General features: G+C 71.2%; 5 protein-coding genes, 1 tRNA gene and 1 rRNA gene. 1 reads left to right on the plus strand and 6 read right to left on the minus strand.

The window, feature by feature from the left end:
* Positions 1-83: 83 nt before the first annotated feature.
* The 4 genes from ACIQFX_RS35425 to ACIQFX_RS35440 all read right to left on the minus strand — a co-directional run bounded on the left by ACIQFX_RS35425 (position 84) and on the right by ACIQFX_RS35440 (position 10,631).
* Positions 84-911, minus strand: coding sequence for a helix-turn-helix domain-containing protein (locus tag ACIQFX_RS35425; RefSeq protein WP_402471851.1), 828 nt, complete (start codon positions 909-911; stop codon positions 84-86).
* A gap of 307 nt (positions 912-1,218) precedes the next feature.
* The gene (locus ACIQFX_RS35430) at positions 1,219-4,059 is read right to left on the minus strand and encodes a DNA translocase FtsK (protein ID WP_402471854.1); all 2,841 of its coding nucleotides are present in this window, start codon (positions 4,057-4,059) and stop codon (positions 1,219-1,221) included.
* Between the two features lie 116 nt (positions 4,060-4,175).
* Positions 4,176-4,850 (minus strand): two-component system response regulator, encoded by a 675-nt coding sequence (locus tag ACIQFX_RS35435; RefSeq protein ID WP_017237733.1) that lies wholly within the window; start codon positions 4,848-4,850, stop codon positions 4,176-4,178.
* A gap of 294 nt (positions 4,851-5,144) precedes the next feature.
* Positions 5,145-10,631 (minus strand): HAMP domain-containing protein, encoded by a 5,487-nt coding sequence (locus ACIQFX_RS35440; RefSeq protein ID WP_402471857.1) that lies wholly within the window; start codon positions 10,629-10,631, stop codon positions 5,145-5,147.
* 269 nt (positions 10,632-10,900) lie between these two features.
* Between ACIQFX_RS35440 and ACIQFX_RS35445 the strand changes: the two genes are divergently transcribed.
* A complete protein-coding gene (locus ACIQFX_RS35445) occupies positions 10,901-13,546 on the plus strand; it encodes a SpoIIE family protein phosphatase (RefSeq protein WP_402471860.1) in 2,646 nt (881 codons plus the stop codon).
* A 105-nt stretch (positions 13,547-13,651) separates the two neighbouring features.
* On the opposite strand, the gene ACIQFX_RS35450 is transcribed toward ACIQFX_RS35445, so the two are convergent.
* Positions 13,652-13,724: transfer RNA gene (locus ACIQFX_RS35450), tRNA-Thr, on the minus strand.
* 4 nt (positions 13,725-13,728) lie between these two features.
* A 5S ribosomal RNA gene (rrf, locus tag ACIQFX_RS35455) occupies positions 13,729-13,822 on the minus strand; the annotation flags it as partial.

Below are 13,822 nucleotides of genomic sequence, written 5' to 3' on the forward strand. Positions count from 1 at the left end.
AAGACTACTTCGTCCCGGCCGTTCCCCCGTCGCGCAGGGTTCACCTGCGCGACGGAGGTCACATCACGGCCGGGGCGGGCGGCTCATCCGGCCTCGGGGTCGCCCTTGGTGTAGGTCAGTCGCTCGACCTGGCCGGATTCGAACTTGTCTTCGACCTTCTTGCCGTTCACGTAGAGCTCGATCGCTCCCGCGTTGCCGAGGACCAGGTCGATGCGCTCGTCGTCCTGGTAGGTCTTGGACTCGCCCTTGAGGAGGAGGCCGTCGAAGAGCAGCTTGCCGTCGTGGGCCTTGGCCGAGATCCAGCTCTTGTCGTCGACGGCGGTGAGCTTGACCGTCACCTTGTCCTGCGGGACGGCGGCGATCGCGCTCTCGGTGGGCTTCGGGGCGACGGGCTTGACCGGCTTCGGCTTGGCGGCCGAGGTGGCCTTCTCCGGCGCCGGGGCGGGGCCGCCGTCGGCCGCGCTGGCCCCCTTCGGGGCCTCGTTCCCGTTGAACATCGTGAAGCCGACGAAGCCGACGACGGCGACGATGGCCGCGACCATCGCGGCGGTCCAGTTGGGCCGGCGGGGTTCGGGGCGGATACGTTCCGCCTCGAAGAGCGGGGCGGCGGGGGTGGGCGCGGGGCGGCCACCGTGCTCGGCGTCGTACTGCTCGATCAGCGCGGCCGGATCGAGCCCGACGGCGCGCGCGAGGGTACGGATGTGGCCGCGGGCGTAGACGTCGCCGCCACAGCGCGAGAAGTCGTCCTCTTCGATCGCCTGCACGATCGGAATCCGGACACGGGTGGAGGCACTGACCTCTTCGACGGTGAGACCGGCGGCGATGCGTGCCTGCTGGAGGGCGCGACCGATCGCGTCCCGGTCGTCTGCCGGGAACGTCCGGTCGTCTTCGGGGGAGTTGCCGATGGACACGAGAGCGCCTTTCGAGCGTGTAGCCACCTGCTGGACGTTCAGTCTATGGGTGGTACGAAAGGGTGGGGCAACCGGGCGGGTGCTGTTTGTACGCCATGAGGCTGGGACTTCCTTCTGTCCCACCGTCCAACTTGACGTACGGCCAGGGGAAACGGTTGCCCACCGTTCCCTTACGAGTGAGTCTCGGCCCGGTCTCGATCGGGTACGGCGACGGGGTCGCGTTCCCGCCACGGCGTCAGGGGGCGAGTTTCCGCCACGTCGGCGGGGCTCCCGCTCCCCGCCGACCGGATACCCCTCTTCCCGTCCGCTACGCCCCCGACTCCCCCCGGATCACGGCGAGCACGCCGTCGAGTTCGTCGGGCTTCACCAGGACGTCCCGCGCCTTCGAACCCTCGCTGGGCCCGACGATGTTCCGCGACTCCATCAGGTCCATCAGCCGGCCGGCCTTCGCGAAGCCGACGCGCAGCTTGCGCTGGAGCATGGAGGTGGATCCGAACTGCGTGGAGACGACCAGCTCGGCGGCCTGGCACAGCAGGTCGAGGTCGTCGCCGATGTCCTCGTCGATCTCCTTCTTCTGCCGCTGGCCGACGGTGACGTCCTCCCGGAAGACCGGGGTCATCTGGTCCTTGCAGTGCTGCACGACCGCCGCGACCTCGGCCTCGGTGACGAACGCGCCCTGCATGCGGACGGGCTTGTTGGCACCCATCGGCAGGAAGAGCCCGTCGCCCTTGCCGATCAGCTTCTCGGCGCCGGGCTGGTCGAGGATGACCCGGCTGTCGGCGAGCGAGGAGGTGGCGAAGGCGAGCCGCGACGGCACGTTCGCCTTGATGAGACCGGTGACGACGTCCACGGACGGCCGCTGGGTGGCGAGCACCAGGTGGATGCCGGCCGCGCGGGCCAACTGGGTGATGCGGACGATCGAGTCCTCGACGTCCCTGGGCGCGACCATCATCAGGTCGGCGAGCTCGTCCACGATGACCAGGAGGTACGGGTAGGGGTTGAGCTCGCGCTCGCTGCCCTCGGGCAGCTTGATCTTCCCGTCCCGGATGGCCTGGTTGAAGTCGTCGATGTGCCGGTAGCCGAACGCGGCCAGGTCGTCGTAGCGGAGGTCCATCTCCTTCACCACCCACTGGAGCGCCTCGGCGGCCCGCTTGGGGTTGGTGATGATGGGCGTGATCAGGTGTGGGATGCCCTCGTAGGCGGTGAGTTCGACCCGCTTGGGGTCGACCAGCACCATCCGGACGTCCTCGGGCGTCGCTCTTATCATGATCGACGTGATCAGGCAGTTGATGCACGAGGACTTGCCGGAGCCCGTGGCGCCGGCGACCAGGACGTGCGGCATCTTCGCCAGGTTGGCCATCTCGTAGCCGCCCTCGACGTTCTTGCCGAGCGCGACCAGCATCGGGTGGTCGTCCTCCGCCGCGGCCGCGAGCCGCAGCACGTCGCCGAGGTTCACCATCTCGCGGTCGCTGTTCGGGATCTCGATGCCGACCGCGGACTTGCCGGGGATCGGCGAGATGATCCGCACGTCCGGCGAGGCCACCGCGTACGCGATGTTCTTGGTGAGGGCCGTGATCTTCTCGACCTTCACGGCGGGGCCGAGCTCGACCTCGTACCGCGTGACCGTCGGACCGCGCGTGAAGCCGGTGACGGCCGCGTCGACCTTGAACTCGGTGAAGACGTTGGAGAGCGCGTCCACGACGGCGTCGTTGGCGGCGCTGCGGGTCTTGCCCGGCCCGCCGCGCTCCAGGAGGTCGAGCGAGGGCAGCGAGTACGTGATGTCCCCGGCGAGCTGGAGCTGCTCCGCCCGGGGCGGCAGGTCGGTCGGCTCGGGCGCCGGCTTGGTCAGATCGGGTACGCCCCCGCCGGGACGCTGCTCTCCCCCGCGCGCGGGCGGTACGGGCGCCGCCGCCTTCCCGGCCTTCTCCCCCGCCTTCCCGGCCCTCTCCGCGGCGGCCGCGGCGACGGCGGCGTCCCGCTCGGCGGTGACGTCCCTGGTCAGGTCGGCGACGATCGGCGACGGCGGCATGCCGTTCAGGACCGCGCCGTCGAGCGCGGCGGCCGCGGCCGCGGCGACGTCCACCGGGTCCAGGCCCAGGTCGAAGGCGGGCGCGTCGGCGGAGCGGCGCGCGGACCGGCCGCGCCGCTCCAGCGTCTCCGCCTCGGCCCGGTCCACGTCGTACGGCTCGGCGGGGCCGGAGGCGCGCCGGCGGGGGCGGACGGGACGTGCGGGCTGCGGACCGGCGTCGCGCCACTCCTCGTCGTACCCCTCGGGCCCCTCCCGTCCCTCGTACCCCTCGGCCTCCGCCGGGTCGTACGGGAGTTCGACGATGCCGAGCCTGGCGCCGAGGGCGCGCAGCCGCTGCGGGATCGCGTTGACCGGGGTGGCGGTCACGACGAGCAGGCCGAAGACCGTGAGCAGCACCAGCATCGGTACGGCGAGGACCTCGCCCATCATGAAGACGAGGGGCTGCGAGGCGGCCCAGCCGATGAGGCCGCCGGCGTCCTGCATGGCCGCGCTGCCGTCACCGCGCCCCGGCGAACCGCAGGCGATGTGGACCTGGCCGAGGACGCCGATGACGAGGGCGGAGAGGCCGATGCTGATCCGGCCGTTGGCCTCGGGCCGCTCCGGGTAGAGGATCAGCCGGATGGCGATCGCGCCGAGCAGCAGCGGCACCAGCAGGTCGAGGCGGCCGAAGGAACCGGTCACCAGCATCTCGACGAGGTCGCCGACCGGGCCGCGCAGGTTGGACCAGGTGCCGGCGGCGACGATCAGGGCGAGGCCGAGGAGCAGCAGCGCGAGCCCGTCCTTGCGGTGGGCCGGGTCGAGCCCCTTGGCTCCGCGCCCTATCCCCCGGAACATCGCGCCCACCCCATGGGCGACGCCGAGCCAGGCACCGCGCGCGAGCCGGTAGACGCCGCCGGTCGGCGACGGGGCCGGCCGGGGAGGGGTCTTCTTCGCGGGCGCCTTCCGCGCGGGAGCGCGCTTGGCGGGCGCGGCCTTCTTCGCCGGCGCCTTCTTGGCGGGCGGTTTGACGGAGGGCTTCGCGGGTGCCGCTTTCTTCGCGGCGCCCGTCGTACGACCGGCGCGCGGCTTCGCGGCGCCCGCCGTGCCCTGGGAACCCTTGCCGGACGTACGTGAAGCCATGGTGCTGAGGTTACCGGTGAAGGTACGGGCTGTCCGCCTCACCCGATCGTGTCGGCCGCGCCGGGGCGCGATGCTGACGCCCGATCACGGCGGAACGCAGCACGGGTGACAATGTGTCAGCTCTGGGCGGGCAGCGTGGGTGCGGCGCCGGTGCCCGGCTCCAGCGCGTCGAGGGCCCGACGGAGCCCGGTGAGCTTGCGCTCCAGGTGCGCGGCGGTGGCGACGGCCGCGGCGTCGGCGGAGTCGTCGTCGAGCTGCTTCGACAGCGCCTCGGCCTGCTCCTCGACCGCCGCGAGTCGGGCGGAGAGTTCGGCGAGGAGGCCCGCCGCCTCCTTGCCCTGACCGCCCTCGCCGCCGCCCTCCAGCTGCAGCCGCAGCAGGGCTGCCTGCTCGCGCAGCTTGCAGTTCTTCATGTAGAGCTCGACGAAGACGGAGACCTTGGCACGCAGCACCCACGGGTCGAAGGGCTTGGAGATGTAGTCGACGGCTCCGGCCGCGTACCCGCGGAAGGTGTGGTGGGGGCCGTGGTTGATGGCGGTGAGGAAGATGATCGGAATGTCCCGGGTCCGCTCGCGCCGCTTGATGTGCGCGGCGGTCTCGAAACCGTCCATTCCCGGCATCTGGACGTCGAGCAGGATGACCGCGAAGTCGTCCGTCAACAGCGCCTTGAGCGCTTCCTCCCCGGACGATGCCCGCACCAGCGTCTGATCGAGCGCGGAGAGAATGGCCTCCAGCGCCAGCAGATTCTCCGGCCGGTCATCGACCAGGAGGATCTTGGCTTTCTGCACCATGCCCCGTCCTCCTCGCCCCGGCAACGGCTCGCCCCGACTCCCGGAACCGGGGGAAGCACCGGGCGCCGCCCCAGAAGACGACTCCCTAACGCCGTCCGTCCTTGTGCCGGTCATCGTAGCCGCACCCCGCCCGTCGCCACACCCTGTCACCGCGATGTCACTGTGCACGTAGCAGAAACGCGGTGGGAGACCAGAAGGTTCCCCGTATCCCGCCCCCTCACACGCCCTCGGCGACGTTCCGTCAGCGGAGCCCGGGGGTCCGCGCGAAGCACCGCGCGGACCCCCGGCCCGGGGTCACTCCCCCCGCATCCACTGCTCCATGACGGACAGCAGGTGATCGGGGTCGACCGGCTTCGTCACGTAGGCCGAGGCACCCGACTCGATCGCCTTCTCCTTGTCGCCCTTCATCGCCTTCGCCGTCAGGGCGATGATCGGCAGCCCGGCGAACTGCGGCATCCGCCGGATCGCGGTCGTCGTCGCGTACCCGTCCATCTCCGGCATCATGATGTCCATCAGGACGATCGTCACGTCGTCGTTCTGCTCCAGGACCTCGATGCCCTCCCGCCCGTTCTCCGCGTACAGCACCGCGAGGCCGTGCTGCTCCAGGACGCTGGTGAGCGCGAAGACGTTGCGGATGTCGTCGTCGACGATGAGGACCCGCTCGCCGGAGAAGCTGAAGGTGCGGCGCGGCTCGACCTCCATCTCCTGCTCCACCCGGTCCGGCGCGTGCTGCTCGCCGGGCTGCCCCGGCACCGCGGTCCGCGCCCCGTTCGCGTCCGCCGCGGCCTTGCGCCGGTGCCGGAACAGCGCCCCGGCCCCGGACCGGGCCTCGGTCCGCACGGGCGGCGGCGGGAAGTGCGGGAACGGGTGGATCGCCCCGCCCGTCCCCTCCTCCGCGCCCTGCTGCGGGTCCTCCGCGTCCGCCGAGCCCTGCCCGTACCCGTGCGGGGGGAGCTCGGTCGGGCTCAGCGGCAGGTAGAGCGTGAAGGTCGAGCCGCGGCCCGGCTCGCTCGCCGCGAAGATCTCGCCGCCGAGCAGCCGCGCGATCTCCCGGCTGATCGAGAGCCCCAGACCCGTACCGCCGTACTTGCGGCTGGTCGTGCCGTCGGCCTGCTTGAACGCCTCGAAGATGACCCGCATCTTGCCGGCCGCGATCCCGATCCCGGTGTCGGTCACCGAGAACGCGATGAGCGCGGCCTCCGGGTCGCGCAGCGAACCGGCCTCCAGGAGCTGCTCGCGGATCGACTGCGGCACGTCCGCGCCGGCCGGCCGGATCACCAGCTCCACCGCGCCCGTGTCGGTGAACTTCACCGCGTTGGACAGGAGGTTGCGCAGCACCTGGAGCAGCCGCTGCTCGTCGGTGTGAAGCGTGGCCGGCAGCTCGGGCGAGACCCGCACCGAGAAGTCGAGCCCCTTCTCCGCGGTCAGCGGTCGGAAGGTGGCCTCGACGTAGTCGACGAGCTGGACGAGCGCGATCCGGGTCGGCGACACGTCCATCTTGCCCGCCTCGACCTTGGACAGGTCGAGGATGTCGTTGATCAGCTGGAGCAGGTCCGAACCGGCCCCGTGGATGGTCTCCGCGAACTCGACCTGCTTCGGCGTCAGATTGGTCTCGGCGTTGTCCGCGAGCAACTTGGCCAGGATCAGCAGCGAGTTGAGCGGCGTGCGCAGCTCGTGCGACATGTTGGCCAGGAACTCCGACTTGTAGCGCATGGAGACCGCGAGCTGCTCGGCGCGCTCCTCCAGGACCTGCCGGGCCTCCTCGATCTCGGTGTTCTTCACCTCGATGTCGCGGTTCTGCCGGGCGAGCAGCTCCGCCTTCTCCTCCAGCTCCAGGTTGGAGCCCTGGAGCTCCTTCTGCCGGTGCTCCAGCTCGGCCGACCGCTCCTTGAGCTGCTCGGTGAGCTCCTGCGACTGCTGGAGCAGCACCTCCGTCTTGGTGTTGACGCTGATCGTGTTGACGGTGGTGGCGATCAACTCGGCGATCTGGTTGAGGAAGTCCCGCTGGATCTGCGCGAACGGCTGGAACGAGGCCAGCTCGATCACACCGAGCACCTTGCCCTCGAAGAGCACCGGAAGCACGATCACGTGCGCCGGCGAGGCCTCCCCCAGCCCCGACGAGATCTTCAGGTAGCCCGGCGGCACGTTGACCTGGATGGTCCGCTTCTCCTCGGCGGCCGTCCCGATGAGCGTCTCGCCGGGCCGGAACGAGGTCGGCATGGACCCGGTCGAGTACCCGTAACTCCCGCGCATCCGCAGCTCGTACGAGCCGTCGCCCTCACCGACGAGTTCGGCGTCGCTGTGGGCGTGGCCCGTCGGCATGGCGACGAAGAAGGCGCCGTGCTGCGCCGAGACCACCGGCGTCAGCTCGCTCATGATGAGCGAGGCCACGTCGTCGAGGTCCCGGCGGCCCTGCATGAGGCCGGAGATGCGGGCCAGGTTGCTCTTGAGCCAGTCCTGCTCGTCGTTGGCGAGCGTGGTGTCGCGCAGGTTGGCGATCATCGTGTTGATGTTGTCCTGGAGCGCCTGGATCTCACCCGCCGCGTCCACGCCGTCGATCTTGACGTTGAGGTCGCCGCGGGTCACCGCGGTGGCGACGGCCGCGATGGCCCGCACCTGCCGGGTGAGGTTCCCGGCCATCTCGTTCACGGACTCGGTGAGGTCGCTCCAGGTGCCCTCCACGTCCCGGACCCGGGCCTGACCGCCGAGCTGCCCGTCGGTGCCCACCTCCCGGGCCACGCGCGTGACCTCCTCGGCGAAGTTCGACAGCTGGTCGACCATCGTGTTGATGGTGTTCTTCAGCTCCTGGATCTCACCGCGCGCGTCGATGTCGATCTTCTTGGTCAGGTCGCCCTTGGCGATGGCGGTGGTGACGGCGGCGATCTGCCGCACCTGACCGGTGAGGTTGTCGGCCATCGAGTTCACCGACTCGGTCAGGTCCTTCCAGGTGCCGGAGACGCCCGGCACCCGGGCCTGGCCGCCCAGCTCGCCCTCCGTACCCACCTCGCGGGCCACGCGCGTGACCTCGTCCGCGAACGACGACAGGGTCGTCACCATCGTGTTGACGGTCTCGGCGAGTTCGGCGACCTCGCCGCGCGCCTCGACCGTCACCTTCTTCGTGAGGTCGCCGTTGGCGACCGCCGCCGAGACCCGGGAGATGTTCCGCACCTGGCTGGTCAGGTTGTTGGCCATCAGGTTGACGTTGTCGCTGAGGTCCTTCCACGTACCCGTGACACCGCGCACGCGTGCCTGGCCGCCGAGGATGCCCTCCGTACCCACCTCGCGGGCCACGCGCGTGACCTCGTCCGCGAAGTTCGACAGCTGGTCGACCATCGTGTTGACGGTCGTCACAAGCTCCAGGATCTCGCCCCGGGCGTCGACCGTGATCTTCTTCGACAGGTCGCCCATGGCGACGGCCGTGGTGACCTCGGCGATGTTCCGCACCTGGATGGTGAGGTTGTTCGCCATGAAGTTCACCGACTGGGTGAGGTCCTTCCAGGTGCCGGAGACCCCCTGCACCTCGGCCTGACCGCCCAGCATGCCCTCGGTGCCCACTTCTCGGGCCACCCTGGTCACCTGCTCGGCGAAGTTCGAGAGCTGGTCCACCATCGTGTTGAGGGTGTTCTTCAGCTCCAGGATCTCGCCGCGCGCGTCCACGTCGATCTTCTGCGACAGGTCGCCCCGCGCCACCGCCGTGGCGACCTGCGCGATGTTGCGGACCTGGGTCGTCAGGTTCCCGGCCATGCCGTTCACCGAGTCCGTCAGGTCGCGCCACACGCCGGCCACGCCGGGCACCTGCGCCTGGCCGCCGAGGCGCCCGTCCGTCCCCACCTCGCGGGCGACACGGGTCACCTGGTCCGCGAAGGCGGAGAGCTGGTCGACCATCGTGTTGATGGTGTTCTTCAGCTCCAGGATCTCGCCGCGCGCGTCCACGTCGATCTTCTGCGACAGGTCGCCCCGCGCCACCGCCGTCGTCACCTGGGCGATCTGCCGCACCTGCGACGTCAGGTTGCCGGCCATGAAGTTCACGGAGTCCGTGAGCTCCCGCCACCGGCCGGAGACGCCGTCCACGCGCGCCTGACCGCCGAGCCGGCCCTCCGTGCCCACGTCCCGGGCCATCCGCGTCACCTGGTCGGCGAACGACGACAGCTGCGACACCATCGTGTTGACGGTGTTCTTCAGCTCCAGCATCTCGCCGGCCACGTCGACCGTGACCTTCTGCGACAGGTCGCCGTTGGCGACCGCCGTCGTCACCTGCGCGATGTCCCGCACCTGACCGGTCAGGTTGCGGAAGGCCGTGTTCACCGAGTCGGTGAGGTCCTTCCACGTGCCCGCCGCGCCCGGCACCTCGGCCTGGCCGCCGAGCAGACCCTCGACGCCGACCTCCCGCGCCACCCGGGTCACCTCGGAACCGAAGGCCGACAGCTGGTCCACCATCGTGTTGACGGTGTTCTTCAGCTCCAGCATCTCGCCAGCCACGTCGACCGTGACCTTCTGCGACAGGTCGCCGTTGGCGACCGCCGTCGTCACCTGCGCGATGTCCCGCACCTGCGTGGTGATGTTCCGGAAGACCGTGTTGACGGAGTCCGTGAGGTCCTTCCACGTCCCCGCCGCGCCCGGCACCTGCGCCTGGCCGCCGAGCAGACCCTGCGCGCCGACCTCGCCCGACACCCGGGTCACCTCGTCGGCGAACGTCCGCAGCGTCTCGGTCATCTGGTTGATGGTGTCCGCGAGTTGCGCGATCTCACCGCGCGCGGAGACCCGCACCTTCTGCGACAGGTCGCCGTTGGCGACCGCCGTCGTCACCTCGGCGATCCCTCTCACCTGATTGGTGAGGTTGCCCGCCATCGTGTTGACGGAATCGGTCAGGTCCTTCCACACACCGGCGACCCCGGCCACCTCGGCCTGCCCGCCGAGCTCGCCCTCCGTACCCACCTCACGGGCGACCCGGGTCACCTCGGACGAGAACGACGACAGCTGGTCCACCATCCGGTTGACGGTGTTCTTCAGCTCCAGCATCTCGCCGGCCACGTTCGCCGTGACCTTCTGCGACAGGTCGCCGTCCGCGACCGCCGTCGTCACCAGCGCGATGTCCCGCACCTGCGCCGTCAGCCGGTTCGCCATCGTGTTGACCGAGTCCGTGAGGTCCTTCCACGAACCGGACACTCCGCGCACCTGCGCCTGCCCGCCCAACTTGCCGTCGGTTCCCACCTCGACGGCGACCCGGGTCACCTCGGACGCGAACACCGACAGCTGGTCGACCAGGTTGTTCGCCGTACGCGCGACCTTCAGGAACTCTCCGCGCAACGGCCGTACGGTCCCGTCGGCACCCTCCGAACGCAGGTCCATCCGCTGGTCCAGATCGCCCTCGGCCACCGCCGAGAGCACCCGACCCACCTCGGACACCGGCCGGGCCAGATCGTCGACGAGCGCGTTCGCGGCCTCGATCGCCGCCGCCCACGCCCCCTCGCTGGCCCCCGCCTCGAGGCGCTCGGACAGCTTGCCCTCGCGCCCCACCACCCGCCGGACCCGGGACAACTCCCCGGTCACGTGCATCTGCCGGTCGGCGACCTCGTTGAACACGGCGGAGATCTCCGCCATGACCCCGTCGCCGGACGCCGTGAGCCGCTTGCGGAAGTTCCCGTCCCGCATCGACACCAAAGCGGCCAACAACCGCTCCAGCGCCGCCGCGTCCACCTGCACCGTCCCCCCACGGGAACGTCCGCCCCTCGCGCGCGTGCCACTGCCGCCGCCACGCCGCGCCGCCGTGCCAGACTCCACCGTGTCCCTCCCGAAAGGGGTCGACCGTACCGCTCCGGCTCCCGCCGGTAGCCTGCCCAGTGTTTCACCGCGACCGAACCAGGCGATAACAGTTCGGCAGCTTCGCACCTCGTCCCTACCCCCGGGGGACGGAATCAGCGGTGACCGGCATCCGCTCGGACAGTGAAGGTAAGTAACCTGGCTTCCGGCTGTCCAGCCGCCCCGGTCCGCCCGGCGGGGGCGGTGTGGTGCGCGCACGACCACCGGGCAGCGGGAGGGGCAGACCGAGCATGGCAGAGCCGGGCGTCGAGACGCGTACGAGGAGTGCTGTGATCACCGCGCGGGCGACTGCCAGCTTCGAGCCCGTCGGGCGGTCCGTCGCGGCCGCCCGCGCGTTCGTCAGGGACACCCTCCAGGGCTGGGGGCACTCCGAGCTCGTCGACGACGCCGTCGTCCTCACCAGCGAGCTCGTCACCAACGCCGTCATCCACGCCGGCACCTCCGCGGAGGTCCTCTGCCTCCGCTCCGACGACGGCATCCGCGTCGAGGTCGCCGACCGCTACCCCGAGCGCGAAATCCCGGTCCAGAGCGGCCGCTCCCTCGGCAACCCCGACCGCGAGAACGGCCGGGGCCTGCTGCTCTGCGCCGCCCTCGCCCACCGCTGGGGAGTCGACTACTCCCCCACCCGAAAGCACGTCTGGTTCCATCTCGACCTCACCCAGCGCCCGGTGGGCACCCGCTCCGCCGGCCCCGTCCTCCCCGACCCGCTCCTCCCGGTCGCCGACAGCCGCGTCCGCGTCGCCGTCGTCCAGATCGACGACGGCGGAACGGTCACCGCCTGGAACGAGGACGCCGAGGAACTCTTCGGATACGGCTCCGAGCAGGTCACCGGCAAACCCCTCGGCGACCTCGCCGCCTGGCCCCACACCCCCGGCATCGGCACCGGCCTCGCCGAGGCACTGCGCCTCTCCCGCTGGGAGGGCACCTACGGCATCCGCTGCGCGGACGGCCGCGTCGTCCCCGTCTACGCCTCGCACCTCCGGGTCCGCGACGCCCAGGGCGAGCCCTCCACCGTCTGCCTCCTGGTACGCGAGCACGAGCGCGCCGTCCTCCAGACCCCGCAGCGCCCCGCCGCCGAGCCGGGCGGCGAGAGCCGCGCCGCCGACCCCTTCGAGGTCTTCATCGGCTCCCCGGCCCCCGACGACCTCGACGGCCTCCTCCAGCGCACGGTCGAACGCGCCCGCGACATGCTGGACGGCGACGCCGCCTTCCTCCTCCTCGCCACCGACGACGAGACGGAACTGGAGGTACGGGCGACCACCGGCCTCCCCGCCGCCCGCCAGCGCTTCGCCCGCGTCCCCGTCGAGACCGGTGCCAGCCGCTACGGCTCCGCCCGCATGCCCGCCGTCCACGAGGACCTGGCCGCCGTCCCCGGCGCCGTCCCCCTCCTCGAAGGCACCGGCATGCGCGCGGTGGTCACCGTCCCGCTCAAGGTCGAGGGCCGGCTCACCGGCTCCCTCGGCGTCGCCGCCGAGGCCGCGAACCGCTACTCGAACGAGGAGGCCCTGCGCCTCCAGTTCGCCGCCGACCGCATCGCCCTCGCCGTGGAGTCCGCCCGCCTCGGCGAGCTCGAACGCCTGCGCCGCGGCTCCCTCAGCTTCCTCGTCGAGGCCTCCGACCTCCTGGCCGGCACCCTCGACCGCGACCAGACCCTGGCCCTCATGGCCCAGATGACGGTCCCCACCCTCGCCACCTGGTGCGCGGTCTACACGATCGCCGACCAGTCCTCCGACCCGTACCTCTCGTACGTGCTCCACGAGGACGAGGACCGCATCGACGGCCTCAAGGACCTGCTGTCCTCCATCGCCCCGCCCGACCCGGTGCCGACCCTCGGCGCCCGGGTCTGGACCGCGCCGGGCGACGCCGCCCACCGCGCCGCGCTGACCGCCTCGGTCCGCGCCCTCGACCACCCCGCGAGCCCGCTCTCCTCCGGCATCGACACGACGCTGGCCACGGCCGGCACGGTCGCCGGCGAGACCGTCGTCCTGCCCCTGGTCGCCCGCAACCGGGTGATCGGCATGCTGACGCTCGGCCGCCCCTCCGAGGACCACTTCCGCCAGGAGATCCTGGAGCTCGCCGAGGACCTCTCGCGCCGGGCCGCCCTCGCCCTGGACAACGCCCGCCTCTACTCCGAGCGCGTGGCGATCAGCCAGTCCCTCCAGCGCAGCCTCCTCCCGCCGGGCCTCCCCGAGATCCCGGGCGTCGAGGTCGACGTCATCTACCGCGCCGCAGGCGAGGGCAACGAGGTCGGCGGCGACTTCTACGACCTCTTCCCCATCCGCGACGGCGCCTACGGCTTCGCGATCGGCGACGTCTGCGGTACGGGCCCCCAGGCCGCGGCCGTCACCGGCCTCGCCCGGCACGCCCTGCGCCTCCTGGCCCGCGAGGGCTTCGGCGGCCCGGCCGTCCTGGAACGCCTCAACGCGGCGATCCTCGACGAGGGCGACCGCAGCCGCTTCCTCACCCTCCTCTACGGCGAGATGCGCCCGCAGCCGGATGGCTCCGCGATCCTCAAGGTCGTCTGCGCCGGCCATCCCCTCCCCCTGCGCCTCCGCCCCGACGGCACGGTCGAACCCGCGGCGGAACCCCAGCCGCTCCTCGGCGTCATGGACGACCTGGAGCTGTACGAGCAGACCGTCACCCTCGACCCCGGCGACGTCCTCCTCTGCGTCACGGACGGCGTGACGGAACGCCGCGAGGGCACCCGGATGCTCGGCGACGACGGCCTCGCCGAAGTCCTCAAGACCTGTACGGGCCTCACGGCCGGCGCGGTCGCCTCCCGCATCCTCCGCGCCGTCGAGCGCTTCGCCCAGGCCCCCGCCTCCGACGACATGGCCATCCTCGCCATGCGGCTCCGCGAGCCCGACCCCCGCTGACCTCACCCCCGGCGATCCCCCGAAAGGGGGATCGCCGGCCTCGGCGTCCCGTCCGCAGAACGCAGAAAGGCCCCCGCCAAGAGGCGGGGGCCTTTCTCATTTCGGAGCCCTTTAACGGAATCGAACCGTTGACCTTCTCCTTACCATGGAGACGCTCTACCGACTGAGCTAAAAGGGCGGGTGTTCGGCGGCGTCCTACTCTCCCACAGGGTCCCCCCTGCAGTACCATCGGCGCTGAAAGGCTTAGCTTCCGGGTTCGGAATGTAACCGGGCGTT

Origin of the sequence: Streptomyces sp. NPDC093089 (genome assembly GCF_044754405.1) — a bacterium.
Taxonomy (GTDB): domain Bacteria; phylum Actinomycetota; class Actinomycetes; order Streptomycetales; family Streptomycetaceae; genus Streptomyces.

What these genes read in the sequence shown, in the direction of transcription:
- ACIQFX_RS35430 (WP_402471854.1), bottom strand. Translation starts at nt 4,059, where the DNA reads ATGGCTTCACGTACGTCCGGCAAGGGTTCCCAGGGCACGGCGGGCGCC.
- ACIQFX_RS35435 (WP_017237733.1), bottom strand. Translation starts at nt 4,850, where the DNA reads ATGGTGCAGAAAGCCAAGATCCTCCTGGTCGATGACCGGCCGGAGAAT.
- ACIQFX_RS35445 (WP_402471860.1), top strand. Translation starts at nt 10,901, where the DNA reads ATGGCAGAGCCGGGCGTCGAGACGCGTACGAGGAGTGCTGTGATCACC.